General features: G+C 74.6%; 19 protein-coding genes. 11 read left to right on the top strand and 8 right to left on the bottom strand.

The annotated features are described in order from the left end of the window. Positions 1-100 precede the first annotated feature (100 nt). On the top strand, positions 101-1,105 hold the full coding sequence (locus tag ABD223_RS08600) for a lysyl oxidase family protein (RefSeq protein WP_344035457.1): 1,005 nt from the start codon (positions 101-103) through the stop codon (positions 1,103-1,105). A gap of 504 nt (positions 1,106-1,609) precedes the next feature. Further along, positions 1,610-2,689 (top strand): serine/threonine-protein kinase, encoded by a 1,080-nt coding sequence (locus ABD223_RS08595; RefSeq protein ID WP_344035456.1) that lies wholly within the window; start codon positions 1,610-1,612, stop codon positions 2,687-2,689. Positions 2,690-2,741: 52 nt separating this feature from the next. Here the strand turns inward: ABD223_RS08595 and ABD223_RS08590 are convergent, their stop codons facing one another. Continuing rightward, complete coding sequence (locus ABD223_RS08590; RefSeq protein WP_344035455.1) at positions 2,742-3,548, bottom strand: alpha/beta fold hydrolase; 807 nt, start codon at positions 3,546-3,548, stop codon at positions 2,742-2,744. A gap of 91 nt (positions 3,549-3,639) precedes the next feature. Between ABD223_RS08590 and ABD223_RS08585 the strand changes: the two genes are divergently transcribed. Then, positions 3,640-4,950: an aminotransferase-like domain-containing protein gene (locus ABD223_RS08585; RefSeq protein WP_344035454.1), complete on the top strand. Its 1,311-nt coding sequence runs from the start codon at positions 3,640-3,642 to the stop codon at positions 4,948-4,950. Between the two features lie 154 nt (positions 4,951-5,104). On the opposite strand, the gene ABD223_RS08580 is transcribed toward ABD223_RS08585, so the two are convergent. Continuing rightward, complete coding sequence (locus ABD223_RS08580) at positions 5,105-6,694, bottom strand: glycoside hydrolase family 64 protein (RefSeq protein ID WP_344035453.1); 1,590 nt, start codon at positions 6,692-6,694, stop codon at positions 5,105-5,107. Between the two features lie 150 nt (positions 6,695-6,844). Here ABD223_RS08580 and ABD223_RS08575 point away from each other — a divergent pair, with 150 nt between their 5' ends. Further along, the gene (locus tag ABD223_RS08575) at positions 6,845-8,050 is read left to right on the top strand and encodes a cysteine desulfurase-like protein (protein WP_344035452.1); all 1,206 of its coding nucleotides are present in this window, start codon (positions 6,845-6,847) and stop codon (positions 8,048-8,050) included. Here the strand turns inward: ABD223_RS08575 and ABD223_RS08570 are convergent. Continuing rightward, positions 8,034-8,750 carry a TetR/AcrR family transcriptional regulator C-terminal domain-containing protein gene (locus ABD223_RS08570; RefSeq protein WP_344035451.1) on the bottom strand — a complete coding sequence of 239 codons (717 nt, stop codon included), beginning with the start codon at positions 8,748-8,750 and terminating at the stop codon, positions 8,034-8,036. The genes ABD223_RS08575 and ABD223_RS08570 overlap by 17 nt on opposite strands. A gap of 71 nt (positions 8,751-8,821) precedes the next feature. On the opposite strand from ABD223_RS08570, the gene ABD223_RS08565 reads away from it, so the two are divergent. Continuing rightward, complete coding sequence (locus ABD223_RS08565; protein ID WP_344035450.1) at positions 8,822-10,396, top strand: ABC-F family ATP-binding cassette domain-containing protein; 1,575 nt, start codon at positions 8,822-8,824, stop codon at positions 10,394-10,396. On the opposite strand, the gene ABD223_RS08560 is transcribed toward ABD223_RS08565, so the two are convergent. The 5 genes from ABD223_RS08560 to ABD223_RS08540 form a co-directional block, all read right to left on the bottom strand. Further along, positions 10,393-11,145, bottom strand: coding sequence for a class I SAM-dependent methyltransferase (locus ABD223_RS08560; RefSeq protein WP_344035448.1), 753 nt, complete (start codon positions 11,143-11,145; stop codon positions 10,393-10,395). The genes ABD223_RS08565 and ABD223_RS08560 overlap by 4 nt on opposite strands. Before the next feature lie 94 nt (positions 11,146-11,239). Further along, the gene (locus ABD223_RS08555) at positions 11,240-12,832 is read right to left on the bottom strand and encodes an alpha/beta hydrolase (RefSeq protein ID WP_344035447.1); all 1,593 of its coding nucleotides are present in this window, start codon (positions 12,830-12,832) and stop codon (positions 11,240-11,242) included. 119 nt (positions 12,833-12,951) lie between these two features. Next, a complete protein-coding gene (locus ABD223_RS08550) occupies positions 12,952-13,545 on the bottom strand; it encodes an acetoacetate decarboxylase family protein (protein ID WP_344035446.1) in 594 nt (197 codons plus the stop codon). Between the two features lie 172 nt (positions 13,546-13,717). Then, the gene (locus ABD223_RS08545; RefSeq protein WP_344035445.1) at positions 13,718-17,209 is read right to left on the bottom strand and encodes a DEAD/DEAH box helicase; all 3,492 of its coding nucleotides are present in this window, start codon (positions 17,207-17,209) and stop codon (positions 13,718-13,720) included. Positions 17,210-17,327: 118 nt separating this feature from the next. Continuing rightward, entirely contained in the window at positions 17,328-18,458 is a 1,131-nt protein-coding gene (locus ABD223_RS08540) for an alkaline phosphatase family protein (RefSeq protein ID WP_344035444.1), read from the bottom strand. Between the two features lie 129 nt (positions 18,459-18,587). On the opposite strand from ABD223_RS08540, the gene ABD223_RS08535 reads away from it, so the two are divergent. From ABD223_RS08535 to ABD223_RS08510, 6 genes are read left to right on the top strand one after another with little or no spacing between them, the layout of a single operon-like run. Then, on the top strand, positions 18,588-19,430 hold the full coding sequence (locus ABD223_RS08535; RefSeq protein ID WP_344035443.1) for an STAS domain-containing protein: 843 nt from the start codon (positions 18,588-18,590) through the stop codon (positions 19,428-19,430). Then, a complete protein-coding gene (locus tag ABD223_RS08530; RefSeq protein ID WP_344035442.1) occupies positions 19,430-19,804 on the top strand; it encodes an STAS domain-containing protein in 375 nt (124 codons plus the stop codon). The genes ABD223_RS08535 and ABD223_RS08530 overlap by 1 nt, the downstream gene beginning before the upstream one ends. Next, positions 19,801-20,214, top strand: coding sequence for an ATP-binding protein (locus ABD223_RS08525; protein WP_344035441.1), 414 nt, complete (start codon positions 19,801-19,803; stop codon positions 20,212-20,214). Before ABD223_RS08530 ends, ABD223_RS08525 begins: the two co-directional genes overlap by 4 nt. Then, a complete protein-coding gene (locus ABD223_RS08520; protein WP_344035440.1) occupies positions 20,202-21,224 on the top strand; it encodes an ATP-binding protein in 1,023 nt (340 codons plus the stop codon). Before ABD223_RS08525 ends, ABD223_RS08520 begins: the two co-directional genes overlap by 13 nt. Then, complete coding sequence (locus ABD223_RS08515) at positions 21,221-22,963, top strand: ATP-binding response regulator (RefSeq protein WP_344035439.1); 1,743 nt, start codon at positions 21,221-21,223, stop codon at positions 22,961-22,963. The genes ABD223_RS08520 and ABD223_RS08515 overlap by 4 nt, the downstream gene beginning before the upstream one ends. Further along, positions 22,960-24,507, top strand: coding sequence for a SpoIIE family protein phosphatase (locus ABD223_RS08510; protein WP_344035438.1), 1,548 nt, complete (start codon positions 22,960-22,962; stop codon positions 24,505-24,507). The genes ABD223_RS08515 and ABD223_RS08510 overlap by 4 nt, the downstream gene beginning before the upstream one ends. Positions 24,508-24,590: the final 83 nt, after the last annotated feature.

Raw genomic sequence — 24,590 nt, 5'->3', positions numbered from 1 at the left:
AGTCGATCGAGTGAAAATCGGCGGTGTGCGGCCGATTTTGTCGGGGTACCTCATTAGGTTCTCGAGTGGACACATCCGTCCCCGCAACCGAGGAGGAGAAATGCGCAGACACGTGCCCCTGCTCGCCACGACGGTGCTCGTCGCGGCGCTCATGGGGCCATCGAACGCGCGGGCGGGCGACGCGCACCTGCTGCCGGACCTGAGGCAGGCGCCGATCGGGTGCGCGGGCGGGCACACCGGCGACCCGGCGCGCTGCACCGACTGGGACGTGTGCGTGGTCGCCGACGCGGCGTCGCCCAACGGGCCGTGCGGCGGCGAGGGCGCGGCGGTCCGGCTGCGCTTCACCACGGCGGCCGACAACGTCGGCGAGGGACCGCTGCTCATCTACGGCAGCCGCCCGGACGAGCGGACGCGGACCATGACCGCGCGACAGGCCTTCCAGTCCTCTGTGGACCGTTCGATCCCGGCCTCGTACCAGGCGGCGCAGAACCCGATCCCGGCGACCCTGTACTACGAGCCCGCCCCGGCGCACACCCACTGGCACCTGCTCGGCTTCGAGCACTTCCAGCTGCGCACGCCCGACGGCCGGGTCGTGGTGGCCGACCGCAAGACCGGCTTCTGCCTGGGCGACCGCTACCCGCTGCGGGACGGGCTGCCGCACAGCCCGGGCGACCTGGGCACGCCGGAGGGCAGGCTGGCGGACTACCTGCGCCAGAACCGCTGCGGCCACCACGCGCCCGAGGCGCTGGAGGTGGTCGAGGGCATCTCCGTGGGGTACGGCGACGACTACCGGTACACGGTCGACTTCCAGTGGCTCGACCTGACCCGGGTGAAGTCGGGCGTGTACGACGTGCTGAACGTCGTCAACGGCGACCGCTCGCTGGTGGAGAAGTCGTACGACAACAACGTGTCGTCGATGGCGATCTCGCTCCAGTGGCCGGGGGGAGCCGTCGAACCGCCGGAGCGCATCACCTCGCCGCCCGAGGTGAAGCTGCTGCGCAGCTGTCCCGGGGAGGCGTCGTGCTGGCGCGGGGAGAGCAGCGGGGCGGCGCAGGTCTCACCACCGCAGGTCTCGGCACCACCGGAGTCCGCCGTGCCGCGTTGACGAGCTGACGGGCCGGCGGGCTGTGACGGGCCGGCGGCTGGCGGACCAGCGGGCTGTGACGGGCCCATGAGCCGGCGAGCCCACGGGGCAGAGGCCAGGGGTTAGCGGGCCGGCGGGTCGGCGGGCCAACGCTCACCACCAACCGACCACCGGCCCGCCCGCGCTGGGACTGCCCGCGCTGGGACTGCCCGCGCTGGGACTGCCGACCCGGGACTGCTCACGCCGATCTGCCCACGCCGATCTGCCCGTACCGGACCTGTGCGCGCTCGGCTCATCGGCGCTTGGCTCGTCCGCACCCGGCCGGCTTGTCCTTGCCTCCCGCCCTGTCCTCATCTCCCCGCCCTGTCATGCGCGTTCCCCCTTCTCGGTGAGATCGGCGTCACGTTCCTCCGATGAGATCGGTGTCACGGCCGGCGGGTGTCTCGAATCGGCTTCCTCGGTTTGTCCAGGTCAACCGTCGGGAAACCGGTGGCGTCAGGACCAGTCGATCAGAGGGGCGAGGCCGTGTCGCTGCCCACCGACGACCGCGTGGCCGATCAGGTGGTCGATCACGTGGTCGACCGCGTGGCCGATCGCACGGCTGTCCACGTGGTTGGCAATGCGGGTGGCCAGGTGCTGGCGGGTCGCTACCGGTTGGTGGGGAAGCTGGGCACGGGCGGCATGGCCGAGGTCTACCGGGGCTGGGACGTGGTGCTGCGCCGGTACGTCGCGGTGAAGGTGTTCCGGGGCGAGGACCTGGTCGCGGGCAGCCGGTTCGACAACGAGGTGCGCACCCTGGCCGGTCTGTCGCACCCGGGTCTCGTCTCCGTGTACGACGCGGGGGAGTGGGACGGCACGTCGTTCGTGGTCCTGCGACTGGTTGACGGCCCCACGCTCCGCGAGCAACTGGCCGGCGGCCCCCTCACCTCCAGGCAGACGCGGGCGCTCGGCGCGCTCCTCGCCGACGCCCTCGCCCACGTGCACCAGCACCGAGTCGTGCACCGCGACGTGAAGCCGTCCAACATCCTGCTCGACGAGGACGGCATCCCCTACCTGGCCGACTTCGGCCTGGCCCGCTCGGCGGGCTCGACCAGGCTGACCAACGCCCGCCAGGTGGTCGGCACCGCCGCCTACCTGGCCCCCGAGCAGGTGCGCGGCGAGGACGTCGGCCCGGCCGCCGACGTCTACGCGCTCGGCCTCGTCCTGCTGGAGTGCCTGACCGGGCGGCGCGAGTACCAGGGCAGCCAGGTGGAGGCCGCGGTCGCGCGGCTGCACCGACCCCCGGACATCCCGCGCCACCTGCCCACCGACCTCGCCCGACTGCTCAGGCGCATGACGGCCCTGTCGCCGCGCCAGCGCCCCACCACCGCCGAGTGCGCGGCCCTCCTGCGCACGCCGACCCAGCTGACGACGGTGTTCGCCGTCGAGCCGGACACCGAGGTCACCAGGCCGGTGTCGACGTCGTGGGCCAAGCTGGTGGTCGCGGGTGCGGCGGTGATCGCGGCCGTGGGCACGGCCTGGGCCTTCTCCGGCCAGTTCGACACCGCGCCGCCCCGCCCGACAACCGGTTTCCACCAGCAGCTGCCCGGCTACCTGATGCCCTGACCCGAGTCCGGGTCCGAGTCCCAGCCCGGGTCCCAGCCCGGGGGGCCGGGCGTCACAGCACCTCCGCGAGGAACCGCCCCACCACCTCGTTGAACGCCTCCGGCCGCTCCAGGTTCGGCAGGTGGCCCGCTCCGTCGATGATGGCGAGCGTCGAGCCCGGGATCACCGCGTGCATGTCCCGCACCACCTCGACCGGCGTGTACTCGTCCTCCGCGCCGACCACCACCAGCACCGGCACGGAGACCTCCGCCAGCGACTCCGCGTAGTCCGGTCGCTCGGCCCGCCCGCGCAGCGCGGCGGCCGCGCCTCCGGGCGACGTGCCGCGCATCATCCGCAGCACGTGCGCCGCCACCTCGGGCAGGTCGCGCACGTTGCGCGGGGTGATCATCTTGTCCAGCACCTCGTCGGCGTACGGGGCGAGGCCCTCGCGCAGCAGGCGCTCGGCCACCGCCCGCCTGGTCCGCCGCCCGGCGGGGGTGTCGGCCTCGGGGGAGGTGTCCGCGAGGATCATTGCACTGATCCGGTCCGGGTGGGCTCGGTGCACTTCCATGGCGATCTGCCCGCCCATGGACAACCCGCCCAGCACCACGCGTTCCAACCCCAACCCGTCGAGCAGCGCGACCAGGTCGTCGGCGAACGCGCTCAACGGCGTCTTGTCCGGCACCGCGCCCGTCTCGTCGACCGGGAGCCGGGTCTCGCCGTAGCCGCGCAGGTCCGGCACGATAAAACGATATACCTCGCTGAACCGCTCGACCTGCGGCCGCCACATCGAGCGGTTGAACGGGTGGCCGTGCACCAGCAGCACCGGCGTGCCGCCGCCCTTGTCGTCGTAGGCGACATCGATGTCGTTCACCCGCATGAGGACCCCCGCTCCGGTTGACGTCCCCAGCCTAGGAACCGCATTATCTCGGTGCAATCAAAACAATGCTCTCGGTGCAATGTGAGGTGTTGTGGACTACCGGGACATCGCGGACCGGCTCGCGCGTGACATCGCGGGCGGCGCGCTCAAGCCGGGTGACCGCCTGCCGCCCCAGCGCCGGTTCGCCCGCACCCACCGCATCGCCGTGTCCACTGCGGCCCGCGCGTACGGCGAACTGGTCCGGCGCGGCCTGGCGGTCGGCGAGGTCGGGCGGGGGACGTTCGTCCGCGCCGGGACGCCTCCCGTCGAGACGGCGCTCGCCGAACCGGCCGACGCCCGCGTGGACCTGGAGTTCAACACCTGCGTCCTGCCCGAGCAGGCCGAACTGCTCGCACCGGCCCTCCACGACCTCGTCGACCGCGGTTTCGCCGAGGCGATGACGCCGATCGGCGTGCGCGGCACGACCCGGGCCCGCGAGGCGGTGGCCCGCGCGACGGCCCGCGAGGGCTGGGCGCCCGACCCGCGACGCGTGGTGCTCACCGGCAACGGCAGGCAGGCGATCGCCGCCGCGGTGGCGGCCCTGGTGCCGGTCGGCGGCCGGCTCGGCGTCGAGGCCGTCACCTATCCCGCGGTCAAGGCGATCGCGACCCGCCTGGGCGTCACGCTCGTGCCGCTGCCGGTGGACGAGGCCGGCGTCCTGCCGGAGGCCGTGCGGGCGAGCGGCGTCCGCGCGCTCTACCTCCAGCCGGTGCTGCACAACCCGCTCGGCACGACCGCGCCCGAGCACCGGCGCGCCGAGCTGGCCCGGGCGGTGCGGGACCTGGACGCGCAGGTGGTCGAGGACGCGGTCTACGCGTTCCTGGGCCCCGGCCCGCCACCCCTCGCGCCGGAGCGCACGACCGTGGTGGACAGCCTGTCCAAGCGCCTGGCCCCCGGTCTCACCCTGGGCTTCGTGGTGCCGCCCGCGCACCTGGTCGACCGCGTGGCCGCCGCCGCCCGCTCCGGCAGCTGGACGGCGGGGCGCTTCGCCGTGACCGCGGCCACCGCCTGGATCTCGGACGGCACCGTTCAGTCCATAGTGGACCGAAAAAGGATTTTCGCCGCGCAGCGCCAGCAGGTGGCCCGCCACCACCTCGCCGGTTTCGACGTCCGCTCGGACCCGGGCGCCTTCCACTGCTGGTGGCGCCTGCCGGAGCAGTGGCGGGCGGAGACGTTCGTGGCCGCCGCCGGCAGGAGGGGCATCGCCGTGACGCCCGCCGCCGCGTTCGCGGTCGTGCCGGGTCACGCGCCGAACGCCGTCCGCCTGGCCCTGGCCTCCACCCCGGCCGAGGTCCTGACCCAGGCGCTCGACACCCTGGCCGCCCTGGCGCTCGGCGACCCGGAGGACGAAGCGGTCGACTGAGCGCCCGACGGAGCAGCCGATGAAGCGCCCGCCGAAGCGGTCGATCAGGCGCTCGACGAGACAAGCGATGAAGCAGGCGACCGGGCGGTTGTCGGCTGGACCGGGCTCGACGCGGTGACACCACCGCGACGAGCCCGAGTCCGAGCTCGACGACCTAGCCGCGCCGCCACTTCTGGTTCGCCGTGCCCCCGCACTCCCACAGCTGGAGCACCGCGTCGTTGTTCGGGTTCCAGTCCGCGATGTCCACGCACTTGTTCGCCTGCGGGTTCACCAGGTCACCCGCCGCCGACAGGACGAACTGCTGGGCCGCGTTGCCGCTGCACCGCGCGACCTGGACGGCCGCCCCGTTCGCGGTCGAGCCCCACGCCACGTCCATGCACATGTTGTTCTGCGTGCGCACCGTCCCGCCGGTGAACTCCCACCGCTGGTTGGTCCCGCCCGTGCAGTTCCACACGATCAGGCGCTGCCCGTCGGTGAAGTTCCAGTTCGGCACGTCGACGCACTTGTCGTGCCAGTTGCTGACGATGCTGCCGCCGGTGGGCGGAGGGGTGGTGCCGCCGCCACCGGTGAACGGGGTCAGGACGATCCCGGCCGCCCGCGGGTCGCCGTCGTGCACCAGGGACTCCTGCGCCTGCACGTCGTCGAACGCGAACCCGTACGCCTTGCCGTCCACCATGTTCTGGTGCACCAGCCGCGAGTAGTGGTTGGTGATCGCGCCCTTGTAGAAGTCGGCCGCGCCGCCGCCGGGCTGGGTGTCGATCACGCCGAGCGTGGAGCGGTGCAGGGCGGCGCACAGGGTGCGCGCGATCGGGCCGACCACCTGGTCGTTGGGCGCGTGCAGCGCGCCGTCGCAACCCCAGACGTTCGCGGTGGACGGCTTGGCGAACGACGCCACCTGCTGCCCGGCGGAGTTGGTGAAGTTCATGGTGTTGCCGGAGGTCCGCCCGAAGTAGCGGACGTCGGGGCGGTCGCCGAACGGCACCACGGTCAGCGTCTTGGACGTGTACGCGTTCCACGCCTGCGTGATGTACGGGTCGAGGTAGTTGCGGTCGAACAGGCCCACGTCGGCCGCCTTGCCCGGCGCGAGCACGCGCAGCACCGTGCCGTCGGACCTGGTGACGACCGAGTTGCCCCAGCCGGCCTGGCCGCGGACGCCGTTGATCACGTTGTCGCGGCCGTTCGCGACCAGTTCGCCGGTCTTCTTCGTCACGCCGCTCGCGCCGGTCACGGTGACCGCGTGCGGCACGGCGAACATGTCCACCTGCGAGCTGTTGAGCCACAGGCCGGCGTCGTTGTAGGTGAACTCGCTCCAGTCGAACAGGATGCCGTGGTTGGGGTCGCCCGACGCCCACGGCGCGGGCTGCACCAGGCCGTCCGGGGTGAGGAAGAACTTCAGCTTCTCGCCGAACGACATGTAGACGCGGCCGGAGATGAAGCGCGGCACGCGCAGCGTCACGTTGCCGCCCTGCGCGGGACCGGCGATCGACACGTCCGGCGCGGGCACGGGCGGGTTGGAGCCGACGGGCCACGGCGTGAAGCCGCCGCCCTGGTTGACGTGGCCGAGCCGGCCGCTGCGGATGTCGGTGCCGAGGACGTAGAGGTGGACGGCCTCCGACCGGCCGCTGTTGTTGGTGACGGTGAGCGGCAGCAGGTCGGGGCCGACGGCTTGGGCCGGGGCCCCGGCCACGGTCCCGGCCGCCGCCAGGGCGACGAGCGCGCTAAACAGCTTTGTTCGGGTGCGCATCTTGACTCCTAGGGCAGGGTTCATCCGCCACCCGGGGTTTCAGGGACGGGCGGCGGAGCCTTCACGAAACTGGTCCAGACCGATTCGTGAGAGCGCTTCCATAGGGTCGGCCGAAGGTCCATTCGCTGTCAATAGGAGAGAGTGGACACCATGACCTACGACGTCGACGCCGTGCGCGACCGCTTCCCCTCGCTCGCCTCCGGGATCGCCCACTTCGACGGGCCCGGCGGCACCCAGGTGCCCGCCGCGGTCGCGGACGCGGTGCGGGACGCGCTGACCTCCTCCATCTCCAACCGAGGCGCCGTGACCGCGGCCGAGCGCACCGCCGACTCGATCGTGCTGGACGCCCGCCGCGCGCTGGCCGACCTGCTCGGCGTCGACCCGACCGATGTGGTGTTCGGCCGCAGCGCGACCCAGCTGACCTACGACTTCGCGCGCACCCTGGCCAAGACCTGGGAGCCCGGCGACGAGGTGGTGGTGACCCGCCTCGACCACGACGCCAACGTGCGGCCGTGGGTGCAGGCGGCCGAGGCGGTCGGCGCGGTGGTGCGCTGGGCCGCGTTCGACCCGGGCACCGGCGAGCTGGCGCCCGACGACGTGGCCGCCGTGCTGTCGGGCAGGACGCGGCTGGTCGCGGTGACCGCGGCGTCCAACCTGATCGGCACCCGCCCCGACCTGCCCGCGATCACCGAGCTGGTCCACGCGCGCGGCGCGCTGTGCTACGTGGACGGTGTGCACCACACCGCGCACCGGGCGGTCGACGTCGCGGCGCTCGGCGCGGACTTCTTCGCCTGCTCGCCCTACAAGTTCTTCGGACCGCACTGCGGTGTCGTCGCCGCGCGGCCCGAGCTGCTCGACCGGCTGCGGCCGGACAAGCTGCTGCCGTCGTCGGACGCGGTGCCGGAGCGGTTCGAGCTGGGCACGCTGCCCTACGAGCTGCTGGCCGGCTGCACGGCGGCGGTCGACTTCATCGCCGACCTCGTCCCCTCGGAGGGCGACCGGCGCACGCGCCTGGCGCGGTCGCTCGCGGAGGTCGGCGCGCACGAGGACCGGCTGCGCGAGAGGGTCGAGGCGGGCTTGGCCGCGCTGCCCGGCGTGGTGGTGCGGTCGCGGGCGGCGCGGCGGACGCCCACGCTGCTGGTGACGTTCGAGGACCGCTCGGCGGTCGACGCGTACCGCTTCCTGGCCGGGTCGGGCGTCAACGCGCCCGCCGGGTCCTTCTACGCGGTGGAGACGTCGCGGTGGTTGGGCTTGGGCGACGTGGGCGGGCTGCGGATCGGTCTGGCGGCGTACACGACGGACGCCGAGGTGGACCGGTTGCTCGACGGCCTCGCGCGGTTCACGGGGGAGAGCTGACCGGGCCGCTCCCGATCCCCTGGGCCAGGCCGGTCAGGAAGTGGTCCAGGCCCCGTTCGAACAGGGCGTCCCAGTCCTGGTCGGCCAGGTGGTCGTTGGCCACCAGGGTCGGGTAGTCGTCGGCGCGCGCCCGCAGGTGGGCGCGCGCCGTGCCCAGCGCCTCGGGGCTGTGCCAGGTGGACTGGGTGAGCGCGGAGCCGATGACGAAGTTCGCCAGCCCGTGCGTGGCGGCGGCCAGGTGCGCGCCGGTGAAGCCCGCCGACGCCAGCGCGCCCTGGAGGAACTCCGTGCGCTCCAGCACGTTCGGCCCGAGCGCCGGCCGGCCCAGCAGCGGCGGTGACCACGGGTGGCGCAGCATGGTCGCCCGCCAGGCCAGCACCAGCTCGCGCACCGCGTCCCGCCACGGTCCGCTCGGCACCGGCACCTCGGCGAAGATCGCGTCCACGGCCAGGTCGAGCACGTCGTCCTTGGTCTTGACGTGCCAGTAGAGCGTGGGCGGCGCGACGGCGAGGCGGTCGGCCAGCCGCCGCATGGTCAGGCCCGCCACGCCGTCGGCGTCGAGCAGGTCCACGGCCGTCGCCACGATGCGGTCCAGGGTCAGCGCGTCCCGGCGGGCCCTGGGCTCCCGCAGCCACACCTCGCCCGGCACGCCGCCCGACCGGCCCCCGCGCCCGCCCGCCCGATTCCCCTTCGCGTCCACGGCCCGCACAGTAGTACGTTGTTCGCACTCTCGACCAACGTTCGAGAGACTGACCAACGTTAGGGGTGCTGGTGGCGCACGTGGAGGTGTCCGACCTGACCTACGCGCTGCCCGACGGCCGCGTGCTGCTCGACCACGTCTCGTTCCGCGTCGGCGACGGCGTCACGGCCGGGCTGGTCGGCCCGAACGGCGCGGGCAAGACCACCCTGCTGCGGCTCGTCGCGGGCGAGCTGCGACCGGCCTCGGGCGAGGTCGCCACCAGCGGCGGAGTGGGTGTGATGCGGCAGTTCATCAGCGGCGACACCGTCGGCGGGCTGCTGCTGGCCGTCGCGCCCGAACGGATCAGGCGCAGCGCGGCGGCCCTCCGGGCGGCCGAACTCGCGCTGCGCGAGCGCGACGAGGAGGACGCCCAGCTCGCCCTGGCCGAGGCGATCACCGAGCACGTCGACGCCGGCGGCTACGACATCGAGGTCGTCTGGGACACCTGCGCCACCGCCGCGCTCGGCCTGCCGCTCGCCGAAGCCGCCGACCGGCCCGTGGCCACCCTGTCCGGCGGCGAGCAGAAGCGCCTGGTCCTGGAGGCCCTGTTGCGCGGCCCGGACGACGTGCTGCTGCTCGACGAGCCGGACAACTACCTCGACGTGCCCGGCAAGGAGTGGCTGGAGGAGCGGGTGCGGACGAGCCGCAAGACGATCCTGCTGGTCTCGCACGACCGGTGGCTGCTCGCCGGCGCGGCCGACCGGGTCGTGGCCGTCGAGGACCGGGACGTGTGGGTCCACGGCGGCGGGTTCGCCACGTTCGCCCAGGCCCGCCGCGACCGCGTCGAACGCCTGGACGAGCGGCGCAAGCGGTGGCGGGAGGAGCACCGCAGGCTGCGCGACACCGCGCACCTGCTGCGGCAGGGCGCCGCGCGCAACGACGCGATGTCCTCCGCCTACCGCGCCGCCCGCACCCGGCTGGCCAGGTTCGAGGAGGCCGGGCCGCCGCGACGCCCGCCGCGCGCCCAGGACGTCCGGGTGCGCCTGCGCGGCGGCCGCACCGGCAAACGCGCGCTGACGTGCTCGGACCTGGCGCTGACCGGCCTGACCGGGCCGTTCGACCTCCAGGTGTGGTTCGGCGAGCGGATCGCCGTGCTGGGGCCCAACGGCTCCGGCAAGACCCGGTTCCTGCGGCTGCTGGGCGGTGCGGACGACGTGCCGCACACCGGCGCGGTGGAGCTGGGCGCCCGCGTCACGCCCGGCAGCTTCACCCAGACCCACGCCCGCCCCGACCTGCACGGCCGGCAGGTCGACGACATCGTGATGCGGGACCACGCCCTGGCGCGCGACGACGCCATGGCCGCGCTGGCCCGCTACGAGCTGGCCCCGTCGTGGCGGCAGCGGTTCGAGCAGCTGTCGGGCGGCCAGCAGGCGCGGTTGCAGGTCCTGCTGCTGGAGCTGTCCGGCGCGACCCTGCTGCTGCTCGACGAACCCACCGACAACCTCGACCTGGCCGGCGCGGACGCCCTCCAGCACGGCCTGCGCGCGTTCACCGGCACCGTGCTGGCCATCACCCACGACCGCTGGTTCGCCGCCGACTTCGACCGCTACCTGCACTTCGCACCGGACGGCCGGGTGGTGGAGGTGGACGAGCCGGTCTGGCGCTAGCCGTTCTCCCGGGCCTCCACCAGGACCCGCTGGGAGTGCGCCACGAACGGGCCGTGGCGCTCGATGAAGCGGTGCAGCTCGACCAACCGGTCCCGGTGGTCGGCCGCGGTGAAGCCGGGCACGATCCAGATCACCTTGCGCAGGAAGTGGACCACGGCCGCGATGTCGAAGAACTCCATCCGCAGCGACTCCTGGCGCAGGTCGACGACCTCCAGCCCGGCCGCCTCGGCGTCGCCCGCGATCCGCATCGCGCTCCGGTCCGGGTCGACCGGCTGGGGGCCCATCATCAGGTCGGTCAGCTCGCGCACGGAGCCCGCGCCGACCTGCTGCGACAGGTAGGTCCCGCCGGGCCGCAGGACGCGGCGCACCTCGTCCCAGCGGGTCGTCACCGGGTGGCGGCTGACCACCAGGTCGAAGTGGTCGTCCGGGAACGGCAGGTCGGCCGTGTCCTCGACCTGGACGACGGTCGCGCCGAGCCCCGCCAGGTTGCGGCGGGCGATCGCCAGGTTCGGCGGCCACGACTCGGTGGCCGCCAGCACCGGCGGGGCGGTCGGGACCGAGGCCAGCACCTCGCCGCCGCCGGTCTGGACGTCGAGCGCCGCCCGGGCTCGCGCCATCCGCCCGGCGAGCAGCCCGGAGTAGCCCCAGGACGGGCGCTGCTCGGTGGCGCGGCCGTCGAACCAGGAGAAGTCCCAGCCCTCGGTCGGGACGGACTCGCCTTCGGCGACCAGCTCGTCGAACGTGGGCATGGTGACGAGGGTGGCAGGCGGTCACCGGCGCTCGCAGCCGATTTACACCGGTCGTGTCATCACCCCGGCGGTGCGGTTGCCCCGCCGGGGTGGTTCAGCTCGGCAGCGCGGTGGACACCAGCGGGCTGATCGGGGCGCCGGCCGGCGGCGCCGGGTCGGGCGCGCAGAACAGGTCCCGCGCGGGCAGGACGCCGGTCTCCAGGAACCGGTTCGCCTCGCGGACCGCGCACGACGGCGTGGACGGGTCGTACGCGCCGTGGTTGCCGGAGTCCACCGTCACCAGGCGGGCCCGTTGGCCGAGGGCGCGCTTCAGGCCGAGCGCGCCGAGGTAGGGGGTGGCCGGGTCGCGCAGGGTTTGCACCATGAGGACGTTGGCGGGACCCTCGTCGGTCACCTCGACCGGGCGCTCGACCGGGTCGTGCCAGAAGGCGCACGGCCAGACGTTCGTGCCCATGCCCCCGGTCACCGGGAACAGGGCCCGGTGCGCCGCGACCTCCCGGCGGTACCGGTCGAGGTCCCGTGGCGCCCGGGTGTCACCGCAGAGCACGGAGAGCTGGGACGCGCGCACGTTGTCGGCGGGCACGGGGGGCCAGCCGGGCGCGGGGGACGGGTCGGGTGCGGGGGCCGGGTTGAGCGCGGGGGACGGGTCGGGCGCGGCGGGGGAGCCGGGCGCCTCGGGCGCGGCCCCGCCCTGGTCCGCGTACACCCACACCTCGGCCAGGGTGGGGAACAGGGCGGTGTGGTAGCTGTACGCGAAGGCGATGGCGCGCAACACGTTCCCGGTGATGGGCCCGACCGCCGGGTGGTGCGCCGGGTTCGCGTCCAGTTCGGCGACGGTGTCGAAGTACCGCTGCCGGACCTGCGCCGGCGTGGTCCCGAGGTGGTACGTCGCGTCGCGCTCGGCCAGCCACGCCGCGATGTCGCGGAACCGCAGCTCCATGCCGTGGTCCCACAGCGCGAACTGCTCGTGCCACACCCGGTCGGGGTCCGCGTTGGAGTCCAGGACGAACCGGTCGGTGCGGTCGGGGAACAGCGTGGCGTAGACGGCGCCGAGGTAGCTGCCGTACGAGCCGCTGTTGTAGGAGATCTTCCGCTCTCCCAGGGCGATGCGGACCCGGTCCACGTCGCGGGCGGTGTTGGCGGTGGTGACGTGCGGCATCACCGGGCCGCCGTGCGCCAGGCAGTCGCGGGCCAGCTCCCGCGCGAACTCCGCGTTCCGGTCGATCGAGCCGTTCGGCGCGGGGAAGGGGAAGTAGAGGTCGACCGGGTACTGGTCGGCGGTGCGCCCGCACGTCACCGGCGCGCTGTACCCGACACCGCGCGGGTCGAAGCCGATGAGGTCGTAGCGGTCGAGCACCTCGGGCGGGTACAGCGTGGCGTACGCCGCGGGCAGGTGCAGGCTCGGCGCCCCCGGCCCGCCGCCGTTGTGCAGCAGCACGCCCCGGCGCAGGCCCGGCTCGGCGGTGGCGATCTTCGAGATCGCGATCTCGATCGTGCGGCCGTGCGGGGCTCGGTGGTCCAGCGGGACCTCCAGGGTCGCGCAGCGCATCCGGGGGTCGTCCGGCACGTTCGCCGGCGGCGGCGGGCAGTCCGACCAGACCAGGTCCGGGCTCGTCGTGGCTTCGACGTGCGGTGCGGACAGCGCCGGCAGGACGACGGCGACCAGCACGGGTAACAGCTTTCGCATGGTGCTCTCCCTCGCGGAGGGGCCACGTCGCGGGGAGCGTAGCGCGGTGGCGGACGCCGTCACCGCGCTTTCGGGGAGCCCACCGGTGACGCCTCGCCGTGGTCGCGCGGACCCGGCGCTCAGGCGGCGCGCGGCCCGAAGCGCAGCCGCAGACCGGTCAGCGCGACGCTGACCAGCGGCCTGGCCGGCAGCCACTTCAGCGGCCCCGCCGGGTTGACCCGCCAGGTCGCGCGCAGCGGCGCCACGCGGGCGGTGGCGCGCAGCGGTGTGCGGGCCAGGGCCGCGCCGAGGACCTGCCAGGTCGAGGCCGCCAGCGGCAGCCGCAGCCCGGAGCGCGCCGACGAGGTGGCCAGGTGGGCGATCGGACCCCGGTCGTCGTGGGCGGAGGTCGGCGAGTCGAACGTCGCCAACTCCTTGGGGATGCCCCACAGCTCGCGCCCGCCCGCCCGCGACACCGGGCTGTCGACCCAGATCTGGGTGACGGACACGCCGAGCCGCCACCCCCGTCGCACCAGCACCGCCACCGCCAGCTCGTGGTAGGCCAGGCCGGGCGGCCGGTAGTCCACGAACGCGGTGCCCACCACGGCGCGGCCCCGCACGGTGACCGGGCGGATCGGCGCGGGCGGCAACCTCGCCGCGTCGGCCAGCCACAGGGACGCGTACGCATTGCCGTGCAGCACCCAGGGTTCCGGCGGGTAGGTCACGGGGACCATTCTGCCCCGGCCGGCGTGGCTTGCCAGATCACGAAGCGCACCGGTTCCGCGCCGGGACGCCTCGCGGCCCGGCGCTTGCCCGACACCGTGGCGATCGGGAAGCCGCTGCTGCCGCCACGCGCGCCACCGCCACGCCCGCCGCCGCGACCAGGGCCGGCCGGTCAACCCCAGGTCAGCGCCGCGCGCCCAGCCCCCGGCGCGGGCGGCTCGGTGGCGGGGCCTCCTCGGGCGGGTTCACCGCCGTGTAGGCGTCCAGCCAGCCGGTCGCCCGGTAGTCGCCCCGCCGGGTGAACACCGCGACCCCGGTGGCCTGCGCCCCCGGGTCCGCGCCGTCGTCCGGCTCCGGGTAGGCGACGGTCGACGCGGACGTCGTCGGCTCGGTGCGCGCCCGGCCGCGCCAGGCGACGACCGACGCGCCCGTGCCCCCGGTCGCGGCGGCGCCCGACGCGTGCGCGGTCAGCACGTAGTTGGTGGTGCGCTCGCGCAACAGCGCGGTGTACCCGGCGTGGTCCAGCACGCAGCCCGCCGGCGACCTGCCCGGCGGCCAGTCCGGCGACCGCACGCCCCGCGCCACCGCCGAGCGCCACAGGTCCGGCACGTGCGTCCTCAGGTGCGGGCGGGTCGCCATCTCCTCGCACATCCACAGCAGCCGCCCCGCGCCGCGCGCCGGGACCAGCGAGCGCCAGCGCACGCGGTGGTCCAGGTCCGCCGCCACCACGGCGATCCACGGGTGCACCGAGCCCAGCGCGCCCTGCGCCGCCAGCCACGCCAGGAACCGCGGCGCCTGCTCGTACACGGGGTGCAGGGTGGTCAGCGGGATGCCGCCCGCGACCCGGCGGCCCGACCCGGAGGCGTCGAACAGGTGCGGCGAGCGGGCCGCCAGCAGCAGCGCCGCCCACGCCAGGTCGCCCGGCGCGGTGGTCGCCTGCGAGCCGAGGCCCTTGACCGACGTGGTGCTGGTGATCCGCGACGTCCGGCCGCCCGCCTTGATCACCGTGGCCACCGCGGGCCGCACCGGCTCGGGCACCGGGATGCCCGCCAGGTCCGGCACCGCCACCGACAGCACGAGGCTCAGCGCGGTCTCCGCCTCGTCCGGGTCGTGCGGCACGGGCAGCAGGTCGAGCGTGCGGCGCAGGCGGTGACCGGTGTGGGTGGACACCATCATCCGCGCGGTCAGCCTGCCCAGCTCGGTGATCGCCAGGCGGCCGTCCACCTCGGCCAGGTGGCCCTCGTCGACCAGGAACGACACCGCTTCCTGCACCGGTTCCAGGTCGTCGTCGCCCTGCGCGTGCGCCAGGGTCTCCACCCACCAGGCCTGCGCGTCGCCCGCGGTCTGGATCCGGCCCTGGAGCACCTCGGCCAGCACGTGGTCGGGCAGCGACTCGCGGATCCGCGAGTACACCGAGTAGCCCGCCACCAGCCGGGTCTGCCACTCGGCGCGCTGCGTCTCGTCCACCACCAGGTAGGACCAGCCCTCGGTCTCGCCCGCGCCGATCCGCCCGGCCCGGCCGAACATCTGGAGGACCGTGGAGGTGTCCATCGGCTCGCCGCCGATCGACACGTCCCGCACGACCACGGCCCGCGCGGGCAGGTTCACGCCCGCCGCCACGGTGGAGGTCGCCACCAGCACGTCCGCCTGGCGCCCGCGGAAGGCCCGCTCGGCGGCGTGCTTGTGCTCGTAGTCCGCGTAGTGCAGCCGCACGCCGACGTCCGCGCACACCCGCGTCAGGCCGTCCACGTCGTCGGCGGCGACGGTGTGCACGGGCGCGCCGCGGTCGGCCGCGATCGCCATGGCGGTGGACCGGACGTTGCGCTTGGAACCGCAGAACACCAGCACGCTGCCGCCCTCCGCGGTGTGCCGGTGGGTCAGGTCGATCACGACCTGCTCGCGCTGCCGGTTGTTCGCGGCGAACCCGGAGGCCGCCGGGATCGTCGGCAGCTGCCAGGTGACCCGCGAGGGCCGCCAGGTCGTGGTGACCAGCTCGGCCTCCAGCCACTCGGCGACCTCGGCGGCGTTGGTCACGGTCGCCGACAGGCCGATGATGCGCACCGGCGAGTCCGCGCCGCGCACCCGGGCCAGCAGGGCCTCCAGCAGCGCGCCGCGCCCCGGGCTGCCCAGCAGGTGGATCTCGTCCACGACCAGGCAGCCGACCTCGCCCAGCGCCGCCTGGAGCGAGGCGGCCCGGCAGATCGCCTCGAACTTCTCGGTGGTGGCCACCCACAGGTCGGCTGCCTTGACCGCCTCCACGTCGACCGCGTACTCGCCGGACAGCCGCTCCACGCGCAGGCCGTGCGCGCGCCACGCCTCCAGCTCCCGGTCCAGCTCGTCGGTCAGCGAGCGCTGCGGCACCAGCCAGGCGGCCTTGCGGCCCTCCTCCAGGATGGCCTTGAGCACCGCCAGCATGCCCATCGCGGTCTTGCCGGCGCCGGTCGGCGCGGTGATCAGCACGTGGGAGTCGCCGTCCACCAGGTGGGGCGCGGCCTGGGTCTGCGCCGGGTTGAGCACCGGGAACGGCAGGAACCGCGCCCAGTCGGCGGGCACGTGCCGCTCCACCGGCACGGGCGCGGGCACCTCGCCGGGCGGCTCGTGCAGGTCCCACAGCACCTCGAACGCCAGCCGGGCGGCCCGCGCGGCCTCACCGGACACCGGCTCGCACCGCTCCGGCACCACCCCGCCGACCTCGGACAACCAGGCCGCCGCCGCGTCGGCCGCCACGTCCTCCTGCTCCAGCCAGTGCCGGATCGAGCGGTGCGGCACCCCGGCCCGGTCCAGGCGGGCGCGCAGGTCGTCGAACTCGGGCCGGTCGGGCAGCACGACGCGGGCGTCCACGCCGGGCGGGAGCCCGGGGACGTCGAGGGCGGGGTCGACGGTCTTGCGCCACCAGACCGGTCGGGAGCCGGCCGCCGGCGGGAGGGTGGGGAGGTCGGTCTCGCGGGTGGCGGGCGCGGCCTCGGAGCCGTTGAGGATCGACCGGATGCGCGCCGCCATGGCGACGGTGGAGACGCGCCGCCCGGTGCGCACCGGCTCGGGAGTCGGCTCGGGCGGCGGTTCGGGAGTCGGCTCAGGGGTCGGCTCGGGGGTCGCCACAGGGGCGGCCCGGCCGTTTTCCGAGGGACCGCGGCCTGGAGGGCTGTGATCGAGAGGGCTGTGGGCGGGGGAGCTGTGGTCGGGCGCCGGGGCGAGCGCGTCGCGGGGCGCGGGAGGGTCGTCCGGGCCGGGGGCGGCGCCGGATCTCCTGGCGCGCGGTTTCGGGGCGGGACGGGAGCCGGGACCCGGCCCGGTCGCCTCGGTCGCGGGCGGCACGGCCGGCTGGGCCAGGGCCGCCAGCTGCGCGTCCTCGGTCATCCGCCGCGACACCGCTTCCGGGCGCAGCTCGCCCAGCACCGACCGCTGCGACAGCCTCAGCTCGCGCAGCGTGAACGTCGCCGGGCACCCCGGGCAGGCCACGGCGGCCTGGAGCTGGTGCTTGCCCCGGTGCGGGTGCGCCCGGTACAGGCCGTGCAGCTCGCCGTCACAGCGGGGGCACGGCCGGTTGACGGGCACGGGCGACAGCTGCCACCCGGGCTCGGCGTACCGCGCGATCGCGGGCTCCGGCCGGACACCCCACCGGGCGGCCACGACCCCGGCGACCGACGTGTCCACCACGGGCGACCCGCGCTCCACTCACCGCCTCCGTCCCGGCCCCGGCGGACCGACAAGCGATGCTATGCCGACCCCGCCCGAGCACGCCGCCTGCCCGCGTCCACCGACCTCGGCCACCCCGACCTCGGCCACACCGATCTCAGCTGCCCACCACCAACAACGGCACCTCCTGCTCAACAGCGGTCAACGACCCGTGGTGCCCGGTGAACCCCGTCTGGAACCGCTCGACCTCCGAGCGCACCAGCACCAGCGAGTCCCGGGCCGCCACGACCAGGTCGCCGATGCGCGGCAGCACGTGCTCCTCGACCCGCGGCCCGAACCAGCCCGCCGCGACCGCCTCCGCCCGCGACGCCAACCACACCTTCTCACCCAGCACCGACAACCAGCGTTCCCGCACTTCACCGGGGGTGGAGGTGTACACGTGCCGCACCCGCGCCTCACCGCCCAGCGCCCGCACGCCCTCCCGCAGCCCGCCAACCGCGTCGAGGTCGACCCGCTCACCGGCGGTGACCATGCCGTGGTCCGCGGTCACCACCAGCGCCCCGCCGTCCGGCAGCCCGGCCGCGATCGCCTCGGCCACCCGGTCCACGAACCGCAGCTGCCACCGCCACGGCTCGCTGCCCGGCCCGTACACGTGCCCGAGCGCGTCCAGGTCCCCGTGGTAGGCGTAGCACAGCACCCGGTCCGCCGACCGCAGCGCGTGACCCACCCGGCTGACCAGGTCGCCGAACCCCAGCACCGCCTCGAACCGCCCGCCGCGCAGCACCGCCCTGGTCAGCCCGCTGCCCTGGTGCTCGCGCGGCAGCACCAGCCGCACCGCCACCCCCGCCTCGGCCGCCACCTCGAACGCGGTGCGCCGCGGCTGCACCGCTTCGGGCGCCAGCGACTCCCGCAGGTCCACGTGCTCGGCCGCGTCGTACCGGCTCCACCCCAGCGCGTTCAGCAGCTCGCCGCCCTCGGCGAACGAGAAGCCGACCACCCCGTGCTCGCCGGTCGGCGCGCCGGTGCCGAGCGCCGCGAGGCTGCTGGCCGTGGTCGCCGGGAAACCGGCCGTGATCGCGCGCCCGGCCAGTGACGACAGGAACGGCGCGTCGTCGCCGTGCTCCCGCAGCAAGCGCCACCCCAGGCCGTCCACCAGGAGCACGCACACCCGCGGGGGACCGGAGACGCCCAGCACGTCGACCGCGCCCGGCACCCCCAACCCGGCCAGCAGCGACGGCACCACGTCCGACAGCGAACCTTCCCCGTACCGGGGCACCAGGAGATCCATCCCACCGACCTTAGGGCGCGGGAGGGGTGAACCGCCCCGCGCGCGACGGGCTGATCCGGAGAGTCGCCTGGTGGCGCCGCCGGCCCGCCCGTCTACTGTCTCGGTGACAGCTCTCACCAGGAGGCACGAGTGGTTGACGGAACGGGGCAGGCGCACCGCCTGACCGTGCTGCTGCGGGACAACGCCGACGAACTCGTCCGGCGTTGGGTCTCGTCCGTGGCGGGGACGATGCGCGGGCGGGCGACCGCCGCGGAGCTGGAGCGCGACTTCCGGGAGTTCTTCGCCGTCCTCGTGCCGGTGATCGACGGCGGTGACGTGCGCGGCGAGGAGCTCGCCGAGGTGCGGTCGCTGCTGGAGGAGATGTCGCGCAACCGGGCGCGCAACGGCTACAGCCCGTCGGAGACCGCGTCGAGCGTCTTCGCGCTCAAGCGCGTGGTGTTCGAGCTGGCCGAGGACGACGAGGACCGGGGCCTGTACCGGCAGCTCATGGACTTCTCCACGCTGCTCGACGCGCTGGGCCTGTTCACCTTCGAGAGCTACACCCGCGCGCGCGAGGAGGTCATCAAGGAGCAGTCGGAGCAGCTGCTGGAGCTGACCACGCCGGTGGTCAAGCTGTGGGAGGGCGTGCTGGCCGTGCCGCTGGTGGGCACCCTGGACTCGGCGCGCACCCAGGTGGTGATGGAGAAGCTGCTGGAGACGCTGGTCGAGACCGGCTCGGAGCACGCCATCATCGACATCACCGGCGTGTTCGCGGTCGACACGCAGGTCGCGCAGCACCTGCTCAAGACGGTCGTGGCGGCCCGCCTGATGGGCGCGGACTGCATCGTCTCGGGCATCCGGCCGCAGATCGCGCAGACGATCGTGGAGCTGGGCATCGAGTTCGGCGACATCACCACCAAGGCCTCCCTGGCCGACGCGCTGCGCCACGCCCTGCGCAAGGAGGGCGCGGACATCGTGAAGGTGAACCGCTGATGGAGCGGGTCCCGATCCTGGAGATCGAGGGCATCCTGCTGGTGTCGATCCAGATCGACCTGCACGACCAGAGCGTGCTGGCCCTCCAGGAGGACCTGGCCGAGCGGATCTGCGCCAGCGGCGCGCACGGCGTGGTGATCGACATCTCCGCCGTGGAGATCGTCGACTCGTTCATCGGCCGCATGTTCGCCACCATCGCGTCCCTGTCGCGGCTGTTCGACGCCGACACCGTCGTGGTCGGGATGCGGCCCGCGGTCGCGATCACGCTGGTCGAGCTGGGGCTGACCCTCGGCGGGGTGCGCACCGCGCTGAACCTCGAACGGGGCATGAGGATCCTGCGCGAACTCGGCGCGCGGCGGAGAGGACCGCGGTGAACAACCCCGGCGAGACGCCCGAGGAACTGCCGATCGCCGGTGACGACGACGTGGTGCGCGTGCGGCAGCTCGTGCGCGGGTACGCCCAGCGCGTGAAGCTGTCCCTCGTCGACCAGACGAAACTGGTCACCGCCACCAGCGAGCTGGCGCGCAACACCCTCATCCACGGCGGAGGCGGCTCCGCCACCGTCGCCGTGGTCACCCAGGGCTCGCGCCAGGGCGTGCGGGCCTCGTTCCGCGACAGCGGGCCCGGCATCCCGGACCTGACGCTCGCCCTGGCCGACGGCTGGAGCAGCGGCAGCGGCCTCGGACTCGGCCTGAGCGGCTCCCGGCGGCTGGTCGACGAGTTCGACCTGGACACCGAGGTGGGTCGCGGCACGACGGTGACGGTGGTGAAGTGGAAGAGGTGAGCACCTGCCTGCCGGTCACCGAGGACGTGGCGTGGCTGAACGTGGACGAGGCCGCCGAGGTCGGCCGGGTCCGCCGCACCGCCACGAACCTCGCCGAGCGGCTGGCGTTCCCCGCCACCAGGGTCGCCGAGATCGCGCTCGCGGTCACCGAGATCGGCACCAACCTGAACAAGCACGCGAGTGGCGGCCAGGTGGTGGTGCGCTCGGTGCGGGCCGCCGAGCACGCCGCGGTCGAGGTGCTGGCCGTGGACCGCGGCCCCGGCATCGCCGACATCGAGCTGGCCATGACCGACGGCCAGTCCACCACCGGCACCCTGGGCCTGGGCCTGGGCGCGGTGGCCAGGTCCGCCGACCGGTTCGCGCTGTCCTCCGACCGGGGCCGGGGCACCGTGCTGGTGGCCCGGTTCCACCCCCACGCCGCCGCCCGGCTCGACGACGACGGCGCCACGGCCGGTCTCACCAGGGCCATCGGGGGCGAGGAGCAGTGCGGCGACGCCTACGCGGTGCGCCGCTCGGGGAACCGGGTGACGCTGATGATGTGCGACGGCTCCGGGCACGGACCGCTGGCCGCGTCGGCGTCCCGCGAGGCGGTCCGGGTGTTCTGCGCCCTGCCGCCGGGGCCGCCGGAGGAAGCCGTGGCGCGGCTGCACGAGGCGCTGCGCGGCACCCGGGGCGGCGCGGTCGGCGTGGCCGACGTGGACCGGTCCGCGGGGACGGTCCGCTTCGCCGGGCTGGGCAACATCGCCGCCGCCGTGGTCACCACGGCGCGCAAGCACGGCATGGTGTCGGTGCCCGGCGTGGCCGGCTACCAGGCGCGCACCATCCGCGCGTTCGACTACGAGCTGCCGGCGGGCGCGGCGGTCGTGCTGCACTCCGACGGCCTGACCGAGCGCTGGTCGCCGCAGGACGACCTGGTCACCCGACCGCCGCTGGTCGTCGCCGCCACGCTGCTGCGCGACGCCGGTGTGCGGAGGGACGACGCGGGCGTCCTCGTGGCGGTGGCGCCGTGACCGGACAGGAGGACGAGGTGCTGCTGCGGGTGACGGTGCACCGCGAGGCCGACGTGTTCCCGCTGCGGCGGCACGGCCGCGACGCGGCGGCGGCGCTGGGGCTCGACGGCCAGAACCAGATCCGCGTCGCCACCTCGCTGAGCGACGTGGGCCGCGAGCTGGTGCGGCTGACCACGCCCACCACCCTGGTGTTCCTGCTGCGCCGACCGCCCGAGCCCGCGCTGCTGATCAGGGTCGAGACCGGGGAGACCGGCGGACCCGGCTGGGACACCGCGCGCCGGCTGATGGACCAGGTGCTGGCCGAGGGCTGGGCGACGACCCTGGTCAAGGTGCTGCCCGAGGGCCACGAGCCGCCGCGGCCCGCCGAGGTCGAGCGGCTGCGGCAGCTGCTGAGCGTGCGGGACGTCGCCGACTCCCTCGACGAGCTGCGCGCCCAGAACCAGGACCTCGTGCTGACCCTGGAGGACCTGGAGGCCAAGCAGCGCGAGCTGGTGCGCCTCAACGAGGAGCTGGAGGACACCAACCGCGGCATCATCGCCCTGCACAAGGAGCTGTCCGACGAGCTGGAGCAGACCAACCAGGGCGTCGTGGCGCTGTACGCGGAGCTGGAGGAGAAGACCACCCAGCTGCGCGAGGCGGCCGAGGCGCGCACCAGGTTCTGGTCCGGCATCAGCCACGAGCTGCGCTCGCCGGTCAACTCCGTGCTCGGCCTGGCCCGGCTGCTGGCCGACCCCGCGGGCGACCCGCTGACCGACGAGCAGCGCCGGCAGGTCGGGTTGATCGAGGACGCGGGTTCGACCCTGCTGGCCCTGATCAACGAGCTGCTGGACACCGCCAAGGCCGAGTCCGGCAGCCTGCGGCCCCGGCTCGCGCCGGTGGACCTGCCGCTGCTGCTGGCCCGCCTGCACGGCTCGGTGCAGCCGCTGGTCCGCTCGGCCGACGTCGAGCTGGTGGTGGACCACCCGCCGCCGATGTCCGAGCTGGTCACCGACGAGGTGATGCTCGGGCGCATCCTGCGCAACCTGCTGTCCAACGCGCTGAAGTTCACCGAGCGCGGCCGCGTGCGGCTGGCCGTGCACCCGGACGCCGACTCCGTGCGCTTCGCCGTCACCGACACCGGCATCGGCATCCCGGACGCGGAGCAGAGCCGGATCTTCGAGGACTTCTACCAGGTGCCGGGCCCGCTCCAGGTCGGCGCGAGCGGCACCGGCCTCGGCCTGCCCTACGCCCGGCGGCTCGCGGGCATCCTCGGCGGCGACCTGGAGCTGCGCAGCACGCCCGGCGAGGGCACCGAGGTCGTCGTGCGGCTGCCGCTGCGGCAGGCCGACGACTCCGAGGCGGCGCTCGCGCTGGTCGTGGTGCCCGACGACGCGGTGCGGGCCCGGCTGGTGGCCGCGCTGGCGGGGCTGGCCGAGCGGGTCCTGGAGGTCTCCGACGGACGCGAGGCGCTGGCCGTCGCCCGTCGCGAGCGGCCGGACCTGGTGGTGGTGGCCGCGGACGTGCCGCAGGTCAGCGGCACCGAGATCCTGTCGGTGCTGCGCGGCGCCGAGGAGTCGCGGTCGGTGCCGGTGCTGCTGGTGAGCCACGACGTGGACAGCGGGCTGGAGCGCACCGCCGCCGGTCACGCCGCGGCGGTGCTGCCGGTGGCGGCCCTCGCGCCCGGCCAGGTCCGGGACGCCGTGCGCGCCGCCCGTGCCGCCGCCCGCGCCACCGCTCCCCCGACCGAGGCGGACCGGTGACCCCGCCCGTCGTGCCGGCCCGCGTCCTCGTCGTCGACGACACCATGGCCAGCCGGTACGTGCGGGTCAGCTGGCTGCGCCGCGGTGGGCACGAGGTCGCCGAGGCGGCCACCGGCGGGCAGGCCCTGGACCTGCTCGCGGAGGAGGAGTTCGACCTGGTCGTCCTGGACGTGGACCTGCCGGACATGACCGGGTTCGAGGTGGCCGAGCGGATCAAGGGCGACCCGCGCACCGCCGCCGTGCCGGTGGTGCACGTCTCGGCGGCGTTCCGCCAGGCCGAGGACCGGATCACCGGCCTCAACCGGGGCGCCGACGCCTACCTGACCGAGCCGCTGGAGCCCGGTGAGCTGCTGGCCACCGTGGAGGCGGCGCTGCGCTACTACCGGGCCCGCGCGCTGGCCGAGCGCCTGGCCGACCGGTTGGCGAAGCTGACCGGCACGACCCTGCGCATCAACGCCGCGAGCACGTTCGACGACCTGGTCGCCGCCGCGGCCGAGGGCACCGCGACCGTCCTGGGCGCGCCGGCCACCGCGCTGGTCACCAACCCGGACGGCGAGCTGCTGATCGGCCGCGCCGAGCCCGGTGCGCCCGCCGCGCTGCGCCGCGAGTCCGCGCGCCTGCTCGACGGGCTGCCGCCCGACACCGGGACCAGGCCGGACCCGTCGTGGGAGCGCGGCGTGCCCGCGCTGGTCGTGGTGGCGCGCGGCAACCCCCGCCGCCCGCCGATCCGCGTCGCGGTCGCGCCCGAGGCGGTCGCCACCGACGAGGACCGCAACCTGCTGCGGCAGCTGGCCCAGGCGACCGCGCTGACCGCCGAGGGCCTGCGCGCCTTCACCGAGGAGCACAACCTCGCGCTGACGCTGCAACGCAGCCTGCTGCCGCGCCGGCTGCCGTCGCTGCCCGCGCTGCCGATGGCGGCCCGCTACGCGCCCGCGTCCGCGCACGCCGAGATCGGCGGCGACTTCTACGAGGTCACCGAGCTGGACGACCGGTTGCTGATCGCCATCGGCGACGTCACCGGGCACTCGCTGCACGCCGCCACGATCATGGGCGAGGTGCGGCACGCGATGCGGGCCTACGCGGTGGACGAGAGCGACCCGGCGGAGATCCTGCGGCGCATCGACGCGATGCTGCACAAGTTCCACTCGACCAAGGGCCTGACCACGATGTGCCTGATCCTGGTCGACCCGGCCGAGGAGACCGCCGTGGTGGCCAACGCCGGCCACATCCCGCCGCTGCTCGCCGACGCCTCCGGCGCCCGCTACCTGGACGTCCGGGGACCGCTGCTGGGCATCGGCCTGCCGCGCCCGCCCGCGTCCCGGGTGGTGCTGCCGGTCGGCGGCCTGGTGCTGCTGACCACGGACGGCCTGGTCGAGCACTCGGGGGCCGACCTGGACGAGGGGATGGAGCTGCTGCGCGCGGCGGTGTCGCACGACGACGACATGGACGAGCTGTGCGACCGCCTGCTCGACGAGTTCGGCCGGGACAAGAAGGACGACATCGCCCTGTTCGCGTTCCGCCGGGAACACCTGACCACCCCCTGACCCCGCGCGAGTCGTACGTCCAGCCCAACCGTGTCGTACGTTCCGGTACCCCGAGTTCTACGTTCAGGTACCCCTGAGGGCTG

This window comes from Saccharothrix xinjiangensis (assembly GCF_039527585.1).
Classification (GTDB): Bacteria; Actinomycetota; Actinomycetes; order Mycobacteriales; family Pseudonocardiaceae; genus Actinosynnema; species Actinosynnema xinjiangensis.
Note: the sequence above shows the minus strand (reverse complement) of the source record. Positions and strands in the feature narration are given on the sequence as shown.

Bases quoted from the DNA above. Each gene is read 5' to 3' on its own strand.
- ABD223_RS08560 (WP_344035448.1), bottom strand. From the start codon at position 11,145: ATGCCCACGTTCGACGAGCTGGTCGCCGAAGGCGAGTCCGTCCCGACC.
- ABD223_RS08555 (WP_344035447.1), bottom strand. From the start codon at position 12,832: ATGCGAAAGCTGTTACCCGTGCTGGTCGCCGTCGTCCTGCCGGCGCTG.
- ABD223_RS08590 (WP_344035455.1), bottom strand. From the start codon at position 3,548: ATGCGGGTGAACGACATCGATGTCGCCTACGACGACAAGGGCGGCGGC.
- ABD223_RS08575 (WP_344035452.1), top strand. From the start codon at position 6,845: ATGACCTACGACGTCGACGCCGTGCGCGACCGCTTCCCCTCGCTCGCC.
- ABD223_RS08580 (WP_344035453.1), bottom strand. From the start codon at position 6,694: ATGCGCACCCGAACAAAGCTGTTTAGCGCGCTCGTCGCCCTGGCGGCG.
- ABD223_RS08600 (WP_344035457.1), top strand. From the start codon at position 101: ATGCGCAGACACGTGCCCCTGCTCGCCACGACGGTGCTCGTCGCGGCG.
- ABD223_RS08540 (WP_344035444.1), bottom strand. From the start codon at position 18,458: ATGGATCTCCTGGTGCCCCGGTACGGGGAAGGTTCGCTGTCGGACGTG.
- ABD223_RS08550 (WP_344035446.1), bottom strand. From the start codon at position 13,545: ATGGTCCCCGTGACCTACCCGCCGGAACCCTGGGTGCTGCACGGCAAT.
- ABD223_RS08530 (WP_344035442.1), top strand. From the start codon at position 19,430: ATGGAGCGGGTCCCGATCCTGGAGATCGAGGGCATCCTGCTGGTGTCG.